This window comes from Aeromonas sp. Lyrl_2 (assembly GCF_051948815.1).
In the GTDB taxonomy this organism is placed as follows: Bacteria; Pseudomonadota; Gammaproteobacteria; order Enterobacterales; family Aeromonadaceae; genus Aeromonas; species Aeromonas veronii.
In genome coordinates, this window is record NZ_JAYJLJ010000004.1 from 157069 (window position 1) to 176677 (window position 19609).

At 59.7% G+C, this 19609-nt stretch carries 25 protein-coding genes; 11 read left to right on the forward strand and 14 right to left on the reverse strand.

The genetic code is table 11. The features are described from left to right. Positions 1-43 precede the first annotated feature (43 nt). From ptsN to VF684_RS05060, 8 genes are all read right to left on the reverse strand, one after another. Complete coding sequence (gene ptsN / locus VF684_RS05025) at positions 44-490, reverse strand: PTS IIA-like nitrogen regulatory protein PtsN (protein WP_005336322.1); 447 nt, start codon at positions 488-490, stop codon at positions 44-46. Positions 491-492: 2 nt separating this feature from the next. Beyond that, entirely contained in the window at positions 493-780 is a 288-nt protein-coding gene (gene hpf / locus VF684_RS05030; RefSeq protein ID WP_005336323.1) for a ribosome hibernation promoting factor, read from the reverse strand. 20 nt (positions 781-800) lie between these two features. Then, positions 801-2240, reverse strand: a complete 1440-nt coding sequence (locus VF684_RS05035; RefSeq protein WP_139440302.1) for an RNA polymerase factor sigma-54 — start codon at positions 2238-2240, stop codon at positions 801-803. A 65-nt stretch (positions 2241-2305) separates the two neighbouring features. Then, complete coding sequence (gene lptB / locus VF684_RS05040) at positions 2306-3031, reverse strand: LPS export ABC transporter ATP-binding protein (protein ID WP_005336333.1); 726 nt, start codon at positions 3029-3031, stop codon at positions 2306-2308. Positions 3032-3034: 3 nt separating this feature from the next. Continuing rightward, a complete protein-coding gene (lptA, locus tag VF684_RS05045) occupies positions 3035-3562 on the reverse strand; it encodes a lipopolysaccharide transport periplasmic protein LptA (protein WP_040068817.1) in 528 nt (175 codons plus the stop codon). Further along, positions 3549-4109 carry an LPS export ABC transporter periplasmic protein LptC gene (lptC, locus tag VF684_RS05050; RefSeq protein ID WP_005336338.1) on the reverse strand — a complete coding sequence of 187 codons (561 nt, stop codon included), beginning with the start codon at positions 4107-4109 and terminating at the stop codon, positions 3549-3551. The genes lptA and lptC overlap by 14 nt, the downstream gene beginning before the upstream one ends. Next, positions 4106-4660 carry a 3-deoxy-manno-octulosonate-8-phosphatase KdsC gene (gene kdsC, locus VF684_RS05055; RefSeq protein WP_139440303.1) on the reverse strand — a complete coding sequence of 185 codons (555 nt, stop codon included), beginning with the start codon at positions 4658-4660 and terminating at the stop codon, positions 4106-4108. Before kdsC ends, lptC begins: the two co-directional genes overlap by 4 nt. Beyond that, complete coding sequence (locus tag VF684_RS05060) at positions 4660-5655, reverse strand: KpsF/GutQ family sugar-phosphate isomerase (protein WP_069527044.1); 996 nt, start codon at positions 5653-5655, stop codon at positions 4660-4662. The genes kdsC and VF684_RS05060 overlap by 1 nt, the downstream gene beginning before the upstream one ends. A gap of 207 nt (positions 5656-5862) precedes the next feature. Between VF684_RS05060 and mlaF the strand changes: the two genes are divergently transcribed. Genes mlaF through murA form a run of 7 tightly spaced genes read left to right on the forward strand, consistent with a single transcriptional unit; the run spans position 5863 to position 10383 of the window. Next, positions 5863-6663: a phospholipid ABC transporter ATP-binding protein MlaF gene (gene mlaF / locus VF684_RS05065; RefSeq protein WP_005336343.1), complete on the forward strand. Its 801-nt coding sequence runs from the start codon at positions 5863-5865 to the stop codon at positions 6661-6663. Next, positions 6663-7442, forward strand: a complete 780-nt coding sequence (gene mlaE / locus VF684_RS05070; protein WP_005336345.1) for a lipid asymmetry maintenance ABC transporter permease subunit MlaE — start codon at positions 6663-6665, stop codon at positions 7440-7442. The genes mlaF and mlaE overlap by 1 nt, the downstream gene beginning before the upstream one ends. A gap of 7 nt (positions 7443-7449) precedes the next feature. After that, on the forward strand, positions 7450-7947 hold the full coding sequence (mlaD, locus tag VF684_RS05075) for an outer membrane lipid asymmetry maintenance protein MlaD (RefSeq protein ID WP_005336348.1): 498 nt from the start codon (positions 7450-7452) through the stop codon (positions 7945-7947). 2 nt (positions 7948-7949) lie between these two features. Next, the gene (locus VF684_RS05080) at positions 7950-8582 is read left to right on the forward strand and encodes an MlaC/ttg2D family ABC transporter substrate-binding protein (RefSeq protein ID WP_005336350.1); all 633 of its coding nucleotides are present in this window, start codon (positions 7950-7952) and stop codon (positions 8580-8582) included. Beyond that, on the forward strand, positions 8579-8851 hold the full coding sequence (locus VF684_RS05085; RefSeq protein WP_005336352.1) for an STAS domain-containing protein: 273 nt from the start codon (positions 8579-8581) through the stop codon (positions 8849-8851). The genes VF684_RS05080 and VF684_RS05085 overlap by 4 nt, the downstream gene beginning before the upstream one ends. Next, complete coding sequence (gene ibaG, locus VF684_RS05090; protein ID WP_005306001.1) at positions 8851-9108, forward strand: BolA family iron metabolism protein IbaG; 258 nt, start codon at positions 8851-8853, stop codon at positions 9106-9108. The genes VF684_RS05085 and ibaG overlap by 1 nt, the downstream gene beginning before the upstream one ends. An 18-nt stretch (positions 9109-9126) precedes the next feature. Continuing rightward, a complete protein-coding gene (gene murA / locus VF684_RS05095; RefSeq protein ID WP_005336355.1) occupies positions 9127-10383 on the forward strand; it encodes a UDP-N-acetylglucosamine 1-carboxyvinyltransferase in 1257 nt (418 codons plus the stop codon). Between the two features lie 87 nt (positions 10384-10470). Here the strand turns inward: murA and pmbA are convergent, their stop codons facing one another. Beyond that, complete coding sequence (pmbA, locus tag VF684_RS05100; protein ID WP_040068810.1) at positions 10471-11814, reverse strand: metalloprotease PmbA; 1344 nt, start codon at positions 11812-11814, stop codon at positions 10471-10473. A gap of 114 nt (positions 11815-11928) precedes the next feature. Here pmbA and yjgA point away from each other — a divergent pair, with 114 nt between their 5' ends. Further along, entirely contained in the window at positions 11929-12453 is a 525-nt protein-coding gene (gene yjgA, locus VF684_RS05105; protein ID WP_440173862.1) for a ribosome biogenesis factor YjgA, read from the forward strand. Positions 12454-12849: 396 nt separating this feature from the next. Then, on the forward strand, positions 12850-13632 hold the full coding sequence (locus VF684_RS05110; protein WP_076495568.1) for a gamma-glutamyl-gamma-aminobutyrate hydrolase family protein: 783 nt from the start codon (positions 12850-12852) through the stop codon (positions 13630-13632). A 12-nt stretch (positions 13633-13644) separates the two neighbouring features. Here VF684_RS05110 and VF684_RS05115 read toward each other — a convergent pair whose 3' ends face one another. Further along, entirely contained in the window at positions 13645-14028 is a 384-nt protein-coding gene (locus VF684_RS05115) for a hypothetical protein (RefSeq protein WP_088868371.1), read from the reverse strand. A 145-nt stretch (positions 14029-14173) separates the two neighbouring features. Here VF684_RS05115 and VF684_RS05120 point away from each other — a divergent pair, with 145 nt between their 5' ends. Together VF684_RS05120 and VF684_RS05125 are read left to right on the forward strand one after the other, a co-directional pair. Beyond that, complete coding sequence (locus VF684_RS05120) at positions 14174-15700, forward strand: mechanosensitive ion channel family protein (RefSeq protein WP_139440304.1); 1527 nt, start codon at positions 14174-14176, stop codon at positions 15698-15700. 45 nt (positions 15701-15745) lie between these two features. Beyond that, positions 15746-16144, forward strand: coding sequence for an STY0301 family protein (locus VF684_RS05125; RefSeq protein WP_139440305.1), 399 nt, complete (start codon positions 15746-15748; stop codon positions 16142-16144). 76 nt (positions 16145-16220) lie between these two features. Here VF684_RS05125 and VF684_RS05130 read toward each other — a convergent pair whose 3' ends face one another. The 4 genes from VF684_RS05130 to dapF form a co-directional block, all read right to left on the reverse strand. After that, the gene (locus tag VF684_RS05130) at positions 16221-16931 is read right to left on the reverse strand and encodes an HAD-IA family hydrolase (protein ID WP_139440306.1); all 711 of its coding nucleotides are present in this window, start codon (positions 16929-16931) and stop codon (positions 16221-16223) included. 32 nt (positions 16932-16963) lie between these two features. Continuing rightward, the gene (gene xerC / locus VF684_RS05135; RefSeq protein ID WP_139440307.1) at positions 16964-17941 is read right to left on the reverse strand and encodes a tyrosine recombinase XerC; all 978 of its coding nucleotides are present in this window, start codon (positions 17939-17941) and stop codon (positions 16964-16966) included. After that, positions 17934-18614 carry a DUF484 family protein gene (locus VF684_RS05140; RefSeq protein ID WP_005336370.1) on the reverse strand — a complete coding sequence of 227 codons (681 nt, stop codon included), beginning with the start codon at positions 18612-18614 and terminating at the stop codon, positions 17934-17936. Before VF684_RS05140 ends, xerC begins: the two co-directional genes overlap by 8 nt. A gap of 91 nt (positions 18615-18705) precedes the next feature. After that, positions 18706-19536, reverse strand: coding sequence for a diaminopimelate epimerase (gene dapF, locus VF684_RS05145; protein ID WP_005336371.1), 831 nt, complete (start codon positions 19534-19536; stop codon positions 18706-18708). Positions 19537-19609: the final 73 nt, after the last annotated feature.

The window sequence follows — 19609 nt, forward strand, 5'->3', positions numbered from 1 at the left end:
TGTTCCCTCACGCCAAAACGGGTGTTTCATCCTTGGCCTGCTGTCAGGCCGAGGTCATGATCTGATAGAGCTCTTCGTCGCTGGTTGCCTGACGCAACTGGCGGCAAACCGCCTTGTCACCCAGCTTGGAAGCCATCAGAGAAAGGGTCTTGAGATGCTGCTTGCACTCGCTTTCCGGCACCAGCAAGGCAAACAGCAGGTCAACCGGTTGATTGTCGATGGAGTCGAAAGGAATAGGGTCGGCAAAGGTCATCAGGATCGCGGTTGGCGGGAACTCATCGTCAATGCGACCGTGGGGGATCGCAATACCGGCACCGATCCCGGTACTACCCATTTTTTCGCGGGCCAGCAAGCATTCGAACAGTGCCTGACGGGAGGTGCCAAGGCGTTCGGCGGCCAGCTCGCTGATGATCTCGAGGGCGCGTTTCTTGCTGGTACAAGGGACTGCACTCTTGGTGCAGTCCCGACTCAGTATGTGTTCAAGTTGCATGGTTATTTTTTATTTAACTTATCTTTGTGCTTGATGATCTGCCTGTCCAGCTTGTCGAGCAAGGTGTCTATCGCAGCATACATATCGGCATGTTCAGAGTTGGCGAACACTTCGCCACCGCTGACGTGCAATTTGGCTTCCGCTATCTGGTTCAGTTTTTCCACGCTAAGCACCACATGAACATTATTGATGTGGTCGAAGTGACGCTCGAGTTTGGCAAATTTGTTATTCACATAATCACGCAGAGCTTCGGTGATCTCGACATGGTGTCCGGTCAGGTTAATTTGCATAACATCATCCTTTTGTTTGCCTAAACCAGGCGTTTGCGCTGATTGGAAGGTGGGATAAACAAGGATTCGCGATACTTAGCGATCGTGCGTCTCGCCACCATAATACCCTGTTCGGCCAGCAAATCCGCGATCTTGCTATCACTTAACGGCTTGGCAGGATTCTCTGCCGTGACCAGCTTCTTGATGAGCGCGCGAATTGCGGTCGATGAGCACTCTCCTCCTCCTTCGGTGTTCACATGGCTGGAGAAAAAAAACTTCAATTCGAAGATACCACGGGGGGTATGCATGAACTTCTGGGTCGTCACCCGGGAGATGGTCGACTCATGCATCTCTACCGCTTCGGCGATGTCATTGAGCACCATCGGCTTCATCGCCTCTTCACCATACTCGAAAAAGCCCTGTTGCTGCTCGACAATGCAACTGGCCACTTTCAGCAGGGTGTCATTGCGACTTTCCAAGCTCTTGATGAACCACTTGGCTTCCTGCAAATGGGAGCGAATAAACTGGGTGTCGGTGCTGCTGCGGGCGTTGCGGGCCATGGCGGCGTAGGTCTCGTTGACCCGAATGCGGGGGGCGGAGTCAGGATTGAGCTCGACCACCCACTTGCTACCCTTCTTGACCACTGAGACGTCGGGGATCACGTACTGGGAGTCGCTCTGGATGATGCCGTTGCCGGGGCGCGGCTCCAGCAGCTGGATCAAATCCAGCACCTCCTTGAGGTCGCTCTCTTTGAGTTTTGTCTTGCGGGCGAGGGTGCGGTAATCCCGGTTGCCGAGCAGCTCCATGTGCTCGAGGATCACCTCCTTGGCCTCGTTGAGCCAGGGGGTCTGCGGGTCATACTGATCCAGCTGGATCAGCAAACACTCCTGCACAGAACGGGCAGCAATGCCGACCGGATCGAAGTGCTGAACCCGCTTGAGTACCGCCTCGACCTCATCGAGTTCCACCTCTACGTCATCGCTGGTAACGGCAGCCTGGATATCCTCCAGCGCAACGGTCAGATAACCGGATTCGTCGATGGCATCGATGATGGCGAGCGCGATGGCTGCATCCACATCGCTGAACGGTGTGAGTCGCATCTGCCACAACAGATAGTCCTGCAGGTTTTCGGTGGTTTCACCCTGATAGACGCTATCTTCCCCATCGTGGATGGGGCCCGCGCTCTGGGCGGTGCCGGCAGAGTAAACCTCGTCCCAGGTGGTATCCACCGGCAACTCATCCGGCATCTGCTCCTGGGCCATGGCATCGCTGGAATCCAGCTGGCTGGCATCGACCGACGCTTCCGGACTGGTCTCTTGCGCCTCGCTCTCTTCCTGCTCCAGCAGAGGGTTGTTTTCGAGCGCTTGCTGAATTTCCTGCTGAAGTTCCAGAGTGGAGAGCTGGAGCAGACGAATCGCTTGTTGTAATTGCGGCGTCATGGTCAGGGACTGACCGAGACGCAACTGTAATGTCGGCTTCATCTACGTCGGGATATCCTTATGTTCAGCGAGGCACTCGTCAAAGGAAATGAAGGCATGCCCCCTTACTATAGACTGAATTGATCGCCCAAATAGACGCGCTTGACCTGCTCATCGGCAAGGATGTCAGCCGGTGCACCTTCGGCAATCATCTTGCCGTGGCTGACGATATAGGCCTTCTCACATACGTCCAGAGTCTCTCTGACGTTGTGGTCGGTAATCAAGACGCCAAGGCCTCTATCTTTCAGATGCTGAATGATCTTCTTGATGTCTATCACAGAAATCGGGTCAACCCCTGCAAAGGGTTCATCCAGCAGAATAAAACGCGGCTCGGCCGCCAGCGCACGGGCGATCTCGACCCGACGGCGCTCACCGCCGGAGAGGCTCTGACCCAGGTTGTCGCGAATGTGGGTGATGTTGAACTCTTCCAGCAGTTGCTGAACCTTGTCCTCACGCTCCTCGCGACTCAACCCCTTGCGGGTCTGCATCACCCCCATCAGGTTGTCGAACACCGACAGGCGACGGAAGATGGAGGCCTCCTGCGGCAGGTAACCGATGCCATTGCGCGCCCGCACATGCATGGGCTGCAAGCTGATGTCCTGATCGTCGATGGTGATGAGACCTGCATCGCGCTGTACCAGCCCCACGATCATGTAGAAGGAGGTGGTCTTGCCCGCCCCGTTGGGGCCGAGCAGGCCGACGATCTGGCCGGTGCCTACTTCAAGGCTGACGTCACTCACCACCATGCGGCGCTTGTAGCTCTTCTGCAGGCCCACTGCTTTCAACACTGCCATGGCTTATTTTCCCTGCTTCTTCTGGTCGGCGGGCTTGTCGAAATTCTCTACCTGATCCGGCAGGAACACGGTTTTAACCCGCTGACTCGGGCTCTTGCTCTCGGCGATCATCTTCTGTTTGACGATGTCGTAACGAATCAGATCGCCATTGACCTGGCTATCTTCCTGCTTGAGCTGACCGTTGCCGGTGATGGTCACCAGCCGGTTCTTCAGCTCGTAGCGGATAGTGTTGCCGTGGGCATTGACCGGCTTGCCATTATCAAGGATCTGGAAGAAGGTGGCGGGCTTGCCGTAGGCAGTCATCACCTCGGCCCCTTTCTCGCCGGAGCGGGTCACTACCACCTTGTCAGCCTTGATCCGGATGGTGCCCTGATTGATGGTCACATCCTCTTCGAAGGTGATGCGGTTGTCCTGCATCTCGGCCACCTGTTTGACGGCATCGACGTAGACCTTCTCGGCAAAGTCGGACTCTTTGGCGGTCACCGCACCACACAACAACAGGGCTGCGAGGGCCAGATTAGCGTTTTTCATTGAAATAGATGGCATGGCCTTGATCCAGTAACTCAAAATATTTGCGGTCCAGATGGCCCTTGAGGCCAACCCCTTGGGTCTGGAAATCCCGACCCAGAATGTTCACTTCCCGGTTGCTGCGCACATCCTGTGTCACCAGATCCAGCTCCAGATAGGGAGTATCCAGTGTGGAGATGAAAGAGGTAGGTAGCAGACCATCCAGATGCACCTTGTCCCGCAGGATGACATTGTCGCCGGTGTTGAGCACGCCGGTTTCGGCGGTCACCTTCCACTCGGCGGCACCCTGATCGTCATACATGTAGACCACCGGCTTGTCGAAGGTGGCCTGCTCGAGGATTTGATAATACTCGGCGTAGGTCGACTCCAGCCGCTCGGTGCGCTTGCCGTTGATATCAAAACGGGTGGTCACCAGATCTTTGGCGACAAAATCCGGCTGATAGTTTTCGATTTTGACGGCGCTCTCAGGCACCAGCTCAACCTTGCCCAACTGCCAGGCAACCAGCGCGACCAGAAACAGCAGGGCAAACAACAGGGTCTGTCTGCTCATACCGAAGCCTCGGGCTGATAATCGTCATGGCCCTGCGCCTGCAAAATGAGGTCACACACCTCGCGCACCGCGCCCATGCCACCGCCAAGCCGGGTCACCATATCGGCACGACTCAGCACCAGCGGATGGGCATCGGCTACCGCGATACCCAGACCGCAAGCAGCCATCACCGGCAGATCGATGGTGTCATCGCCCATATAGGCGGCCTGCTCAGCAGGCAACCCCAGCTTGGCCAGCAGCGCTTCGAAGTGAGGCAGCTTTTTATCAGCCCCCTGCACCACATGAGCCACCCCCAGGCTTTTCATCCGATCGCTGACGATACGGGAGTTGCGCCCGGTGATGATGGCGATCTCGATCCCGGCATTGAGCAACGCTCGCATGCCCGCACCATCGCGGGTACAGAAGGTTTTCAGCTCTTCGCCGTTGTTTCCCATGTAGATGAGGCCGTTGGAGAGCACCCCGTCCACATCGCACACCAGCAGGCGGATTTGCGCCGCCTTGTCGAACTGGCTGCGCGTCACCGGACCATAGAGGGTCGGTACGTTTTGCATCAAATTACTCCGGCTTTCAGCAGGTCGTGCATGTTGAAGGCGCCGAGCGGGCGCTTGTCACCATCTACGACCAGTAATCCGTTGATTTTTCTCGTTTCCATCAGCTTGACGGCTTCCGCAGCCATCATCTCTGGACCTACGGTAACACAGTTGGCCGTCATCACACGGCTGATGGGGGTGTGATGGATATCGATCTGCTGGTCAAGAATGCGGCGCAGGTCGCCATCGGTAAAGAGCCCGGCCAGCAGGCCATTGCCATCGACCACCGCCGTCATACCGAGCCCCTTGCGGCTCACTTCCAGCAGCGCCTGGCTGATGGTGGCATCTATCCCCACCTGGGGCAACAGCTCACCGCTGTGCATCAGGTCGCCGACCCGCAGCAACAGACGCTTGCCAAGGGAACCGCCCGGGTGAGAGAGGGCGAAGTCATCGGCGGTAAAACCGCGCGCTTCCAGCAGGGCCACCGCCAGGGCATCGCCCATGACTAAGGTTGCCGTGGTACTGGAAGTGGGTGCCAGCCCCAGCGGGCAGGCCTCTTTCTCCACCTTGATGCACAGGTGCACATTGGCCTCTTTGGCCATGGTGGAGGCGGGATTACCGGTCATGCAGATGAGCGGTATGCCGCGGCGCTTGAGTACCGGCAGCAGAGCCAGGATTTCGTCGCTCTCACCGGAGTTGGAGATGGCGATGATAAGGTCGCCACTGGAGATCATCCCCAGATCGCCGTGACTCGCTTCCCCCGGGTGAAGGAAGAAGGCCGGGGTGCCGGTGCTGGCGAGGGTGGCGGCGATCTTGCTGCCGATATGGCCCGATTTGCCCATGCCGGTGACCACTATCTTGCCACCGCAGCGCAGCACCATTTCGCACGCCTTGTCGAAGGCGTCGTTCAGATACTGATAGAGTCCATCAATGGCTTGCTTTTCTGTGTCCAGCACCGCGCGGGCACTGCGACGAAAATCGAACAGTTCAGACACTTTCTCAGGCTTTACAGACATAAAGACACAGCTCCGGGCCGAAATTAGCTGCGGGATTATAAAAAAGTCTGCCCGGATAAGCGAATCGGATGGCAAGTCCCGCTCTCGATGACGCACTTTGTTACAGAAAACTGTCGTGCAAATGGGCTTGCAGCCTGTTCAATAGTTGTTCCTTGCTGTTGCTTAGACCTAGACTACCCCATAAAATTCGCACCTCATTTACACCGGATGGACAATTGTTTGAACAATGACCTGATCACCATCTCCGATCTGACCTTCAGTCACGGAGATCGGCTGTTGTATGACGGGATCAACCTGACCATTCCTCGTGGCAAGGTGACCGCCGTCATGGGCCCGAGCGGCATCGGTAAAACCACCCTGCTGCGGCTGATCGGTGGCCAGCTCAAACCGGAGTCCGGTCACATTCTGTTTGACGGGGAAGATATCCCCACCCTCTCCCGCTCGCGCCTCTATGAAGTGCGCAAGCGGATGAGCATGCTGTTCCAGAGCGGCGCCCTGTTTACCGGCATGACGGTCTACGACAACGTGGCCTTCCCGCTGCGAGAGCACTCCGGCCTGCCGGAGGAGCTGATCCACACCATCGTCATGATGAAGCTGCAGGCGGTGGGCTTGCGCGGCGCGGCGAAACTGATGCCCTCCGAGCTCTCCGGCGGCATGGCGCGCCGGGCGGCGCTGGCTCGGGCCATCGCCCTTGACCCCGACCTCATCATGTATGACGAGCCGTTCGTCGGGCAGGACCCCATCACCATGGCGGTGCTGGTCAAGCTGATCAAGGAGCTGAACGATGCCCTCGGTATCACCTCCGTCATCGTCACCCACGATGTGAAAGAGGTGCTGAGCATCGCCGATTACGCCTACATCATTGCCAATCGCAAGGTGGTGGCGCACGGCACGCCGGACCAGCTGCGCGAGGAGCACAATCCCGAAGTCGAGCAGTTCCTCAAAGGATTGCCCGATGGTCCTGTTCCGTTTCATTTTCCGGCAGGCGATCTGCTACAGGATCTCTGATGTTAATAAGTCAAATAAGCAAGCTGGGGCGGGTCGGAGTGCGGTTTATCAGCTCCGTTGGTCGCGCCACCATCATGTTGTTCCATGCGCTGGCGGGCAAACCCGAGCCGCGCAAGCACTTCCCGCTGCTTGTCCAGCAGTTGTATGTGGTGGGCGTACAGTCGGTGGCCATCATTCTGGTCTCCGGCCTGTTCATCGGCATGGTGCTCTCGCTGCAGGGTTACAACGTATTGAAGGATTTCGGCGCCGAGCAGAGCCTGGGACCGCTGGTCTCCCTCTCCCTGCTGCGGGAGCTGGGGCCTGTGGTCACGGCACTGCTGTTTGCCGGCCGTGCCGGTTCGGCCCTGACCGCTGAAATTGGCCTGATGAAGGCCACCGAGCAGCTTTCAAGCCTCGAGATGATGGCGGTCGACCCGCTGCGTCGGGTGGTGGCCCCCCGCTTCTGGGCTGGCGTCATCAGCATGCCGCTGCTGGCCTTTATGTTCAGCCTGATCGGTATCTTCGGCGGCAAGCTGGTCGGTGTGGACTGGCTCGGCGTGGACGAAGGGGGCTTCTGGTCTGCCATGCAGGCCTCCGTCGACTGGCATGAAGACATCATGCAGGGCGCCATCAAGAGCCTGATTTTCGCCCTGGTGGTCACCTGGATTGCGCTCTTTAACGGCTATGATGCCAAGCCGACCTCGGCCGGGATCAGTCAGGCCACGACCCGTACCGTGGTCCACTCATCCCTCGCCGTGCTCGGCCTGGATTTTATACTCACTGCAGTCATGTTTGGATAAGGTAAAGATGAAGTTCAGCAAAGTAGAATTCCTGGTCGGCACCTTCATGCTGGCTGGCATCGGTGCCATTCTGGCACTGGCCCTGCAAGTGGCCGGTTTGAGCTTCAAACCGGAAGGAGAAACCTATACCCTGCGCGCGCATTTCGATAATATCGGCGGCCTGAAAGTCCGTTCGCCGGTCAAGGTCGGCGGCGTGGTGGTTGGTCGGGTCAGCGACATCGTACTGGACCCGAAAACCCAGGTGCCCGAAGTAACCCTGATGATGCAAAAGAGCGCTGGCGAGTTTGCCGATACCAGCTCCCTCTCCATCCTCACCTCCGGTCTGCTCGGCGAGCAGTACATCGGTCTGGCCCCCGGCTTCAGCGATGAGGAGATGGGCACCGAGATGCTCAAGGATGGCGACCTGATTGAAGACACCAAGTCCGCCATCGTGCTGGAAGATCTGATTGGCAAGTTCCTCTACAGCCAATCCTCCGACAGCAAATCAGACAGCAAGAAGGAGTAACCATGTTCAAGAAAATCGCCCTGCTGCTGGGTCTGATGACCAGCATGCTCTTTTCCCTGTCTGCCCAGGCCGCAGTCGATGCCACCGACCCCAACGCGCTGGTGGATCAGGCTGCCAAGCAGACCTTTGCCCGCCTGAAAGCCGATCAGGCCCAGGTGAAAAGCAATCCGGATCACCTGCGGGTGATCATCCGCGAAGAGCTGCTGCCCTATGTGGACAACCGCTTCGCCGCCTACAAGGTGCTTGGCAACCAGATTAAAGAGACCACCGAAGCGCAGCGCAATGCCTTCGTCGAGGTGTTCACCGAGTACATGGTGAGCTCCTACGCAGATGCGCTGGCCCATTTTGACAAGCAGACCGTCAAGGTCGAGCCGGGCAAAGCTCCCAGCGGCAATATCACCGCCGTCAACGTCAGCGTGAAAGAGGCCGGCAAGCCGGACATCTTCCTCGAGTTCAAGCTGCGCAAGAACAACAAGACCGGCGAATGGAAAGCCTTTGACATGGTGGCCGAGGGGATCAGCCTGCTCTCCGCCAAGCAGAGCGAGCTCGGCGGTTTGATCCGCCAGAACGGCATCGATGCGGTGATCGCCCAGTTGCGCGAACACAACGCCAAGCCGCTGGTACTCAAACCATGACTCTCAGCGGTGAGCTGCAGGCGCCACAGGTCAATGACCTGTGGCAACGCCGCGCCGAATGGTGGCAGGACGACCAGCTCGAGCTCGGCGGCGTCACCACCCTCGACTCTGCCGGACTGGCCCTGCTGGTCAAATGGGCCAAAGCCGTATTAGCGCGAGGCGCCACACCGCAACTGGTGGGCGCCTCCAGTGATTTCTATACCCTGGCCAACCTCTACGGGGTGGCCGGGCTGTTTCAGTCAACCCCGCTCACAACTGAGGACGCATAATGCAAGTCTCTGAAATTGAAGCGATACTCCTTGAGGCTCTGCCATTGTCCGAAGTCCATGTCAAAGGGGACGGTAGTCACTACCAAGTGATCGCCGTCGGTGACATGTTTGACGGCATGAGCCGGGTCAAGAAGCAGCAGGCCATCTATGCCCCGCTGATGGACAAGATCGCCAGCAACGCCATTCACGCCCTCTCCATCAAGGCGTTCACCGACGCCGAGTGGAAACGCGAACGTAAATTCCTATTGCCCTCCTGATTTGGTAACGAAGTAAAAATGGACAAATTCAAAATCGATGGTCGTTGTACTCTCAACGGCGAAGTGACCATCTCCGGCGCCAAAAACGCTGCCCTGCCGATCCTGTTCGCGACCCTGCTCTGTGATGAAGAGGTACACCTCTCCAACGTGCCGCGCCTGAAAGATGTGGGCACCACCATCAAGCTGCTGGAGATGCTGGGCGCGACCACCAAGGTCAACGGCAACGTCACCGTGCTGACCGGTGCGGTGAACAACCATGTCGCTCCCTACGAGCTGGTGAAGACCATGCGCGCCTCCATTCTGGCGCTGGGTCCGCTGGCCGCCCGTTTCGGCGCGGCTGACGTCTCCCTGCCCGGCGGCTGCGCCATCGGTGCCCGTCCGGTCAACCTGCACGTCCACGGCCTGGAGCTGATGGGCGCCAAGATCACCATCGAAGATGGTTACATCAAGGCCCGTGTCGATGGTCGCCTGAAAGGTGCCCACATCCTGATGGATATGGTCTCCGTGACCGGTACCGAAAACCTGATGATGGCCGCCACCCTGGCTGATGGCCGCACCGTGATCGAAAACGCCGCGCGCGAGCCGGAAGTGGTCGATCTGGCCAACTTCCTCAATACCCTGGGTGCCAAGATTCAGGGCGCGGGCACCGACACCCTGACCATCGACGGTGTCGAGCGTCTGCACGGCGGCAACTACAGCGTGCAGCCTGACCGCATCGAAACCGGAACCTTCCTGGTTGGCGCAGCGGTCACCGGCGGCAAGATCACCTGCCGCAAGACAGACCCGACCCTGCTGGAAGCGGTACTGGTCAAGCTGGAAGAGGCTGGCGCCCTGATTGAGAAGGGTGAAGACTGGATCACCCTCGACATGACTGGCCGCACCCTCAAGCCGGTCACCATCAAGACTGCCCCCTACCCGGCCTTCCCGACCGACATGCAGGCACAGTTCACTGTGCTGAACGCCGTAGCCAAAGGCACCGGCATGGTCACCGAGACCATCTTCGAGAACCGCTTCATGCACGTTCCCGAACTGGTACGGATGGGCGCAGACATCGAACTGCAGGGCAACGTAGCCATCTGCCGTGACACCGAGCAACTCAAGGGAGCCCAGGTGATGGCGACCGATCTGCGCGCCTCCGCCAGTCTGGTGCTGGCCGGCTTCGTGGCCGAAGGCTCCACTATCGTCGACCGTATCTATCACATCGACCGTGGCTACGAAGACATCGAGCAGAAGCTGCAGGGTCTGGGTGGCCGCATCGAACGCATCAAGGGCTGATAGCACCCTGATCGCTGGCCGATAAAAAGGCCCCCTCGCGTTGGCGAGGGGGCCTTTTTCATGGTTTCGGTTCTGTTGAAACCGGGATCAGTGGCCCGCCAGCTTCATATTCTCTACCAGCACCGAGCCGGTCTTGAGGCTGGAGCGCTCATCCTCGTCACGACCCACCGCCACGATATGGCTGAACATCTCGGCCAGATTGCCGGCGATGGTGATCTCCTCGACCGGATAGGCTATTTCGCCATTCTCAACCCAGAAACCGGCAGCGCCGCGGGAGTAGTCGCCATTGACGATATTGACCCCCTGCCCCATCAGCTCGGTCACCAGCAGACCGGTGCCCATCTCTTTCAGCATGCCCTGAAAATCCTGGCCGGTATTGGAGACCTGCCAGTTGTGGATGCCACCTGCGTGACCCGTAGTGGTCAGCCCCAGCTTGCGGGCAGAGTAGGAGGTAAGCAGCCAGCTCATCAGCTCGCCGTTACGGATGATATCCATGTCGCGGGTACGCACCCCTTCGCCATCGAACGGGGTACTGGCGAGCCCGCCCAGCAGGTGGGGGAACTCCTGAATGGTGAGCCACTCTGGCAGGATCTGCTTGCCCAATTTGTCGAGCAGGAAGCTCGACTTGCGATAGAGGTTGCCACCGCTGATGGCCATCACCAGATGGCCCCACAGACCGGAGGCTGTGTCTGGGTGGAACAGCACAGGCGCATGGCGGGTAGAGATCTTGCGGGCGCCGAGGCGGGAGACGGTACGCTCAACGGCTTCGTCGGCAATGCGCTGCGGGCTCCAGAGCCCGTCGAGGGTACGGCTGGAGGAGTAGCCGTAATCACGCTGCATGTCGCCATCCTGCTCGCCGATCAGCACACAGCTCAGAGAGTTGCGCGACGCCGCGTAGCCTTTGACGAAGCCGTGGCTGTTGCCATAGACCTTGATGCCAAGATGGCTGGAGAAACCGGCGCCGTCGGAGTGCTTGATGCGGGCATCGCGACCAAGCGCCAGCCGTTCGCACTCGATAGCCAGCTCGATCCCGCGCTGGGGATCCAGTTCGATTTGGTGGCACAGTTGCAGGTCGGGGGCATCCCAAGCCAGCAGCTCGGCGTCCGCCAGACCGGCGCAATCATCGGCCGAGGTGTGGCGGGCAATCTCGATGGCCGCTTCAACGGCGGCACGAATGGCGGGTTTGCTCAGATCGGTGGTCGAGGAAGATCCCTTGCAACCATCGCGATAGACAGCGATGCCGAGGGCGCCATCCTTATTGAATTCAATGCTTTCCAGTTCACAACCCCGGGTGTTCACCGACAACCCGGTCTGCTTGCTGATGGAGACTTCGGCCAGCGAGGCGCCCAGTCCTTTGGCTATCTCCAGGGCTTCGGCAACCACGGCCTCGAGATGGGCTTGATCCTGGCGGATTTGGTCTTGCTGATCCATAACTCACATCTGTATGAAAGAAGGAAAGGGGGGTAAGCATATCAGACCCCTGCGCCCAGCGGGAGAAGCTGGTAACATATCCGCCAAACGTGAATGACAGGAATCAAGAGACCGATGAGTCAATATCAAGACGACAACGAGTTCGAAGACTGGGGCCCCAGCAAGAGCCAGCTCAAGCGCGATGCCGAAGCATTGCAGAAAATGGGGGAAGAGATCGTCTCCCTCAGCCACAGCGAGCTGGAAAAAATCCCGTTGGATGAAGAACTTGCAGAAGCGGTCGAGCTGGGTCGCAAACTGAAGCCGAAGAAGGATGAGTCCTTCCGTCGCCATCTGCAGTTCATCGGCCGCCTGATGCGCAGCCGCGATATCGAGCCGATTGCCGAAGCGCTCTCCATCATCAAGAACCGTCACTCCACCGTGAATGCACGCCTGCATCGGCTGGAGCAGTGGCGCGAGCGCCTGATCACCGAAGGTGACAGCGCCCTCAACGAGCTGATGTCCCAGTTCCACGAGCTGGATCGCCAGAAGCTGCGCCAGCTGATCCGCTCCGCCAACCAGGAGCGGGAGCTGAACAAACCGCCGGTCGCCTATCGCGAGATGTACCAGTATCTGCGCGGCGAGATCGAAGACCTGCTGTGATCCCCGAAACACGCCTCCCCTCGGGGAGGCGTGCTTCTATTGATGCCTTTTCCTCTCCACATCCCCCGCCAGCCCTGCGCGTTTAATATATCCACCATTTTGCTACCCCAGCCATAACGGCCCATCTCAACAACCCCGTTAAATCATCGCTTCAGAGCAGACCAAAACAGACGCGTTAACAATTTGGTATCATTTTGTTTGACATATTGAACGGCCTTGGCAGACTGAAGAGAGGATCCAGGCTGTCGCTGCCCAGGCTGACCAACGATTCTGTCACCCGGCCCGACGCGGGATCCCATGACCATGCCTTGAGGCATGCCCTTGCCCTGCCGGTTTGCAAGGGCCTGCCCAAGGCGCAGGATGAGACTTCAACGCCAAGGATAATCAAGGTGCCCTATGCCAAATCCCCAGCCTCCCGCTCCCCGTAAACCTGTGGTGCTGATGACCATGGGCGCCCAGCCCCGCAACGGCCACGCCTATCAGGTGATGACCCACAAATACATCATGCCGCTGGTGGAGATAAGCGGCTGCGTCCCGCTGCTGGTACCCACCTGCTGCGGCACCGCCGATCTGGAGCAGTATCTGGATCTCGCCGATGGGGTCTATCTGAGCGGCGCCGGTTCCAATATCGATCCGGCCCTCTACGGTCAGGAGAACCTCACGCCGGAGAAACAGCAGGACAGGGATCGCGACCTGTTCGATCTGCCCCTCATCAAGGGGGCGCTCGCCCGTGGCTTGCCGATCCTCGGTATCTGCCGCGGAATGCAGGAGATCAACGTGGCGCTGGGGGGAGACATCCATCAGAAGGTCTATAACGAGCCGGGTTATGACGATCACCGGGAGGATGCCGACGATCCGGTCGACGAGCAGTATGGGCCGAGCCATCAGATCAAACTGCTGCCGGGCAGCTGGTTTGCCGAACTGATGGGGGAAGAACAGATTCCGGTCAACTCCCTGCATGGGCAGGGCATCAACCGGTTGGGGAAGGGTCTGGAGCCGTTGGCCCACGCCGAAGATGGGCTGATCGAGGCACTTCATGCTCCCGCACTGTCACCCTTTTTGCTGGCAGTGCAGTGGCATCCGGAGTGGAAAGCCAATGAAAACCCCCACTCCATCAAGATCTTTCAAGCCTTTGGCGATGCCTGCCGCCAGCGTTGTGCATTGATGGCAGCGAGTTAATCCCTCATCGATTCAGTCGCCAAACCCGCGCGCCTTGAGCTTGGGCAGTCCACCTCGCTCGGGGCGCAAGGTGCGACAGATATCCATCCCCTTGAGCCCGCGCTGGATATGGTCAGGCGAATGACCAAACACCATGCCGTTGCTGCGGTAGAGGTTGTTGTCATCCAGCTCGAACTTCTCGCCGCCGATCAGCAGCTGCTCGCGGCCATTGACCGTGTCACCCCGCTTGATGGGCACCTTCATGTCGCTCAGCACCTCGCCGGTGGCACACCCCTCACGCCAGCGCGCCTCGCTGGAGAAGGGGGTAATGGCTATTTCACGCCAGGAGCCATCCCGGAATTCGACCCGATACTTCTCGGCCAGCAGGTCGCAGCCAGCCAATGGAAACAGAGCCATCAAACAGATGATTTTCTTTGAAAATTTCACTCAATCGCACTCCTTTGCCCGGTTCTGCACAGGATAAATAAATTGCCGCCCCAACGCACCATTTCCCCGCGCCGCAGCAGCTATGCTGGAAATAAAACCACAATAAGGTGCTGCTATGGCTGGCGAAAACCTCACCGCGCTACCGACGCTGATCTGGATTGGCGAACACCCGTTCTGGACCCTGCTCACCCTCTCCCTGATGCTGCTCCACTTCTGGCGCCGTCCGGGACAGCGACGGGAGCTGCTCTCCGAGCTCAGTTTCGTGATGATAAGCGCGGTGGTGATCCTGCTGATCCAGCTGGAAGGGGGCTGGTTCAAACTGCCGCTGCCCCATCAATTGCTGATCGAGATCTCCACCCTCTTGGCCGGCCTGATACTGGTCAAGATATGGGGGATCCTGCTGTTCGAGTTTCTGCTCCCCCTCTGCCATGTGCGGATCCCGCGGATCATCGCCGATATCGTCATCACCATCGGCTATATCGGCTGGGGTCTGTTTCGCCTCTACGCCTCCGGCATGGCGCTCGGGGAGATAGTCACTACCTCCGCGGTAATCACTGCGGTCATCGCCTTCGCCATGCAGGACACCCTGGGCAACCTGCTGGCCGGGGTCTCCATTCAGCTCGACAACTCCATCGCCATCGGTGACTGGCTGCAAGTCGACACCACCCAGGGCCGGGTGGTAGAGATCAACTGGCGTGCCACCACCATCGAGACCCGCAACTGGGAGACAGTCGTCATCCCCAACAGCCACCTGCTCAAACAGCGCTTCACCGTGCTCGGGCGCCGCCGTGGCGAACCCTTGCAGTGGCGGCGCTGGGTCTGGTTCGATCTGACCCTGGATACCCTGCCGACCCAGATCATCGCGCTGATCGAGAAATCCCTGCGGGAGACCAAGCTCCCCTGCGTCGCCAAGCATCCGCAACCGGACTGCCTGTTGATGAATGTCGAGGGTGGGATTGCCCGCTATGCAGTGCGCTACTGGCTGACCGACCTGGCTCGCGACGATCCGACCGACTCCATGGTGCGCAGCCTGATCGATGCCGCCCTGCGCCGCAACGATCGCCGCCTCACCCCGCCGATCTTCAACGTCTTTATGGCCAAGGAGAAGCAGCATCTGGATGCCCGCCACAAGCGCCACACCGCCGAACGAACCGATACCCTGCGCAAGCTGCCGCTGTTTGCCATGTTGCAGGAGAATGAGCTGCTTCAGCTGGCCGATCAGGTGAAGTTTGCTCCCTTCGTCAGCGGCGACATCATGCTGGAGCAGGGGGACGTCTCCAGCTGGCTGTTCGTGCTGGTCAAAGGGGAGGCCGAGATGGTGGTCAATGTCGAAGGGCGAGAGCTGAAGCTTGGTACGCTCAACGCGGGAGACTTCTTTGGCGAACTGAGCCTGCTCACCGGGGAGCCCAGCTCCTTCACGGTACGGGCGGTAGCCACCGTCGAAACCTATCGCATCAATCAGGCAATGTTTCAGGAGCTGGTGATGCAGCGCGAGGCGCTGGTCGAGCCTCTCTATCGGGTGCTGAGCGCCCGCCAGCAGGAGCAGCGGGCGCTGCTGGAGCGGGAGGCGGAAGCCATGAAACAGCCACCACAACAGCTTGATCTGCTTGATAAACTGATGAAGCTGTTCGGTGGAAGATGACGTAACATGGCGCGATAGTGAGGACGTGAAGAGAGAACCGCGGCCATGTTACTGACCACCCTGGCCCTTGCCGCCAGCCTGCAATTTGATTGCCCTGCCACCATCGAGACTCGCCAGCAGTTGCTAACCCCGCAGCAGGGCTGGCAGGCGTTCACCCGCGATGACGATGGCAAACCGGACGAAACCCTCAGCCACCGGCTCGATAATCTGGCCCTGTTCGACGGTGATCCAGCCGAGCTGGCCCAGCTCAAACCGGATAATGGCGACAACGACGAGATCCACTACTGGAGCCAGCTCGATAGCAGCCTGAGCCCCCTCTATCTGGTCTGCCGCTATCAGAACAGCGCCATCACCCTGCAGCAGGCGCTGCCCGTCGGCATCAGTTACTGTCGCGTCAACCAGCGCGACCGCTACACCCTGCTCGGGCTGGTTTGCCGCAAATAGCGGTCGTAACCCCTTGCCATACATCGCTATTCGCTGACAGCCATTGCCGCCTGAGCATAGCCACCCGCCAGCGCCATCAGAGCAGCAGCTCGGCCAGCTCCTCCAGCGCCGTCAGCTCCACGTCCGGCAACAGTTGCAGCTGTTGCCACGGTTGCTGCCGCTCGTTGAGCCAGGCGGCGCGAAAGCCGTGCAAGCGGGCCCCCAGCACATCGGTCTCGGGATGATCCCCCACATGGAGGATCCGCTCCGCTGGCAGCTTGAGGGCGCTACGAGTCTGCTCAAACATATCCGGCGCCGGTTTCATTCTGGCGCCCGCCCCCGCCTTGCAGACCAGAGTGAAATAGGGCTCAAGCCCTGCCTGCGCCAGATCCAGATTGCCGTTGGTGATGACCACCAGCGGGTAGCGCTCGGCCAGTCTGGCCAGCAGCCGATGGGTTGACTCGCTCACCTCGATCTTCGAGCGCTCTGCCAGAAACGCAGCAAACACCTGCTCCGCCTCGCGGCTGGCCTGCTGGTCAGCCATGCCCCCCGCGACCATGGCGGCGCGGATGGTCTGCTGGCGCGCCAGGCTGACATCGTGGCGCAGCTCGGGGGAGCTGTTCAGCACACTGCGCTTGAGTTCCAGCCAGCGCGGCTTGTCGAGCATGGCGGTGGCCAGATATTCGCTGCGCAGATGGCTCAGCATCCACTGCTCGGCGCGCACGATGGCGGGGCCGTTATCATAGAGGGTGTCATCGAGGTCAAACGAGATGGCAGCAACCGGCTGCCAGCGGCGATAGAAGTGCATGGACTCTCCTCTGCAACGGGACTCGGGGCCCGTTATTCATCGTCCTGCGCATCCGGGTCACGCTTGGCCCTTGGGTGGGCGCTGTCGTAAACCTTGGCCAGATGCTGAAAGTCGAGGTGGGTATAGATCTGGGTGGTGGAGAGATCGGCGTGTCCCAGCAGCTCCTGCACCGCCCGCAGATCGCCGGAGGACTCCAGCATATGGGTGGCAAAGCTGTGGCGCAGCTTGTGGGGATGGACGTGGGCGTTGAGCGCCTGCTTGTTGCCCCAGCCATCGAGGCGGGCCTGCACCGAGCGGGCCGACAGCCGCTGCTTGCGGCTGGAGACAAACAGCGCCTCGCTCTCGTCCCCGGCCAGCAGCGGGCGCACCTTGAGCCATTTCTGCAGCCACTCGACCGCCATCCGGCCGATCGGCAGCACCCGCTCCCGCGAGCCCTTGCCGGTCACCTTGAGCTGACGGTCATCGAGCTTCAGATCCACCAGATTGATCCCCACCAGCTCGGCAAGGCGCAGCCCTGAGGAGTACATCAGCTCCATGATGGCGCGATCCCGCACCGCCAGCGGATCCTGCTCGTCGGTGATATTGAGCAGCTGGTACATCTCGTCCACATCGAGGTTTTTCGGCAGCGGTCGTCCCTGTTTTGGAGTGACGATGCCGCGGGCCGGATTGGCGGTCAGCCGCCCCTGCCGCACCTGCCAGTCGCAAAAGCTGCGCAGGGCAGAGAGCTTGGTGGCAAGGGAACGAGGAGCAAGGCCCACCTTGTGCATCCTGGTCACCAGAGTACGCACCTGACTCGCCTCGAGTAGGCCCCAGTCAGCCAGACCCAGCGTCACCAGCTCGGCGGTCATCGCCTCCAGATGGGCTTGATAGTTATTGCGGGTATGAGGGCTGAGCTGACGCTCGACCCTCAGGTATTCGATAAAGGCCGCCAGCTCGTCCGCCAGTGCCGCAGGCAGTGGCGGTGCGATGACGGGTGCTTTGGCAGGCGCCTTGGCCGGTGTTCTAGCCATGAGTCAACTCGGGCAGACGCAGTTGCAGCAGGCGCCCCAGTTGGCCCAGCAGCAGGGTGTCGTTGTGGGGAGTAAAGTGGCCGGGATCCGAGCTGGCGAAGGCCAGCACACCGAGATCGCCGAGCCGCATCAGGGCCACCGAGTTGACCAGCACATCGTGGCCAAACAGCGCCTGCTTCTCGCTCTGGCTCAGGCGGCCAAAGTAGTAATCCTGCCCCGGCAAACGCTGACCCAGCAGGGATTCGAGCTGCTTGCCCTGCGCCAGAAAACGCTGCTCGGGCCCGCTCAGGGCAAACTTCTTGGGATTGAGCCAGAGCCGCAGCCCGGTCAGGCGCAGCCGCTGGACAAAGGCCTTGCCCATCACGGCACTCACTTCGAACAGGGTCTGGCAACCGTACAGCTCGCCGTAGAGATCGGCATAGACCCGGAAGATCCGTTCGTTCTCGCTGGCGATCCCCATCAATTCGGTGATCTCCTGCTCCAGCTGTTCGATCCGCTCGCGCTGCCGCTCCAGCTGGCGCTCAACCAGCGAGACCGACCCTTTGCGTTCATGGGGAATGCGGATCCGGTCCAGCACGGCGGCATGGCGTTGGAAAAACTCGGGATAACGGGCCAGGTACTCCAGCACAGTGGCTTCATCCACCGATTGCTCCTGCCGTTTGAGTTCGCTCATAAATTGGTTGATCCATCAGAGAAATGGGGCTTGCTGCCCCGACATCATGGGCAAAGGGGGCCAGCGCCCCCCGTACCTGAACCTTTATCGGCTAAACCTCTATCTGGCCGTCAAACACATGCTCGGCGGGGCCTGTCATGTAGACCGGCTGGCCCGGCCCCTTCCAGGCGATGGTCAGCTTGCCGCCCGGCAGACTGACGGTGACCCGCTCCTTGAGCTTGCCCTGACTGATGCCAATCACCGCCGCCGCACAGGCACCGGTGCCGCAGGCCAGGGTCTCGCCACAGCCCCGCTCGAATACACGCAGTTTGATCTCGGTAGCATTGACCATCTCCATGAAGCCGACGTTGACCCGCTCGGGAAAACGCTCGTGGCGCTCCATGATGGCACCGAGCGTCTCGACCGGTGCATCGGCGACCGAAGGCACCTCGATGACGCAGTGGGGATTGCCCATGGAGACCACACCACACATCACGGTATGCTCCTGCGCCCGCAGCAGATAGGTTTTCTCTGCCTTCTGGGCCCGGAACGGGATCTTGCCCGGCTCAAACTGGGGCACCCCCATGTTGACCGTGACCTGGTTCTCCCCCTCCAGCTGCAACACGATGCGACCCCGGGCTGTGCTGACCGCGATGCGATCCCGGTTGATCAGCCCCTTGAGACGCACGAAACGGGCAAAACAGCGGGCGCCGTTGCCGCACTGCTCCACCTCGCTGCCATCGGCATTGAAAATGCGATAGTGAAAGTCGAGTTCAGGGTCATAGGGCGGCTCCACCAGCAGCAGCTGGTCAAAGCCGATCCCGAAGTGGCGATCTGCCAGCTTCTTGATGACGTCATTGCTGAAAAATACCTTCTGGGTGACGCCATCCACCACCATGAAGTCGTTGCCCAAGCCATGCATCTTGGAAAAATCTATCAACATCGTGCATTCCTGTGCTGTTAGGGCTGTAAAAATTCACCGAACCAAGGGTCGCCAAGCGCCATGAAGTCGTTGT

Coding starts and splice junctions, on each gene's coding strand:
- ptsN (WP_005336322.1), bottom strand. CDS start 490: ATGCAACTTGAACACATACTGAGTCGGGACTGCACCAAGAGTGCAGTC.
- hpf (WP_005336323.1), bottom strand. CDS start 780: ATGCAAATTAACCTGACCGGACACCATGTCGAGATCACCGAAGCTCTG.
- VF684_RS05035 (WP_139440302.1), bottom strand. CDS start 2,240: ATGAAGCCGACATTACAGTTGCGTCTCGGTCAGTCCCTGACCATGACG.
- lptB (WP_005336333.1), bottom strand. CDS start 3,031: ATGGCAGTGTTGAAAGCAGTGGGCCTGCAGAAGAGCTACAAGCGCCGC.
- lptA (WP_040068817.1), bottom strand. CDS start 3,562: ATGAAAAACGCTAATCTGGCCCTCGCAGCCCTGTTGTTGTGTGGTGCG.
- lptC (WP_005336338.1), bottom strand. CDS start 4,109: ATGAGCAGACAGACCCTGTTGTTTGCCCTGCTGTTTCTGGTCGCGCTG.
- kdsC (WP_139440303.1), bottom strand. CDS start 4,660: ATGCAAAACGTACCGACCCTCTATGGTCCGGTGACGCGCAGCCAGTTC.
- VF684_RS05060 (WP_069527044.1), bottom strand. CDS start 5,655: ATGTCTGTAAAGCCTGAGAAAGTGTCTGAACTGTTCGATTTTCGTCGC.
- mlaF (WP_005336343.1), top strand. CDS start 5,863: ATGGACAATTGTTTGAACAATGACCTGATCACCATCTCCGATCTGACC.
- mlaE (WP_005336345.1), top strand. CDS start 6,663: ATGTTAATAAGTCAAATAAGCAAGCTGGGGCGGGTCGGAGTGCGGTTT.
- mlaD (WP_005336348.1), top strand. CDS start 7,450: ATGAAGTTCAGCAAAGTAGAATTCCTGGTCGGCACCTTCATGCTGGCT.
- VF684_RS05080 (WP_005336350.1), top strand. CDS start 7,950: ATGTTCAAGAAAATCGCCCTGCTGCTGGGTCTGATGACCAGCATGCTC.
- VF684_RS05085 (WP_005336352.1), top strand. CDS start 8,579: ATGACTCTCAGCGGTGAGCTGCAGGCGCCACAGGTCAATGACCTGTGG.
- ibaG (WP_005306001.1), top strand. CDS start 8,851: ATGCAAGTCTCTGAAATTGAAGCGATACTCCTTGAGGCTCTGCCATTG.
- murA (WP_005336355.1), top strand. CDS start 9,127: ATGGACAAATTCAAAATCGATGGTCGTTGTACTCTCAACGGCGAAGTG.
- pmbA (WP_040068810.1), bottom strand. CDS start 11,814: ATGGATCAGCAAGACCAAATCCGCCAGGATCAAGCCCATCTCGAGGCC.
- yjgA (WP_440173862.1), top strand. CDS start 11,929: ATGAGTCAATATCAAGACGACAACGAGTTCGAAGACTGGGGCCCCAGC.
- VF684_RS05110 (WP_076495568.1), top strand. CDS start 12,850: ATGCCAAATCCCCAGCCTCCCGCTCCCCGTAAACCTGTGGTGCTGATG.
- VF684_RS05115 (WP_088868371.1), bottom strand. CDS start 14,028: ATGGCTCTGTTTCCATTGGCTGGCTGCGACCTGCTGGCCGAGAAGTAT.
- VF684_RS05120 (WP_139440304.1), top strand. CDS start 14,174: ATGGCTGGCGAAAACCTCACCGCGCTACCGACGCTGATCTGGATTGGC.
- VF684_RS05125 (WP_139440305.1), top strand. CDS start 15,746: ATGTTACTGACCACCCTGGCCCTTGCCGCCAGCCTGCAATTTGATTGC.
- VF684_RS05130 (WP_139440306.1), bottom strand. CDS start 16,931: ATGCACTTCTATCGCCGCTGGCAGCCGGTTGCTGCCATCTCGTTTGAC.
- xerC (WP_139440307.1), bottom strand. CDS start 17,941: ATGGCTAGAACACCGGCCAAGGCGCCTGCCAAAGCACCCGTCATCGCA.
- VF684_RS05140 (WP_005336370.1), bottom strand. CDS start 18,614: ATGAGCGAACTCAAACGGCAGGAGCAATCGGTGGATGAAGCCACTGTG.
- dapF (WP_005336371.1), bottom strand. CDS start 19,536: ATGTTGATAGATTTTTCCAAGATGCATGGCTTGGGCAACGACTTCATG.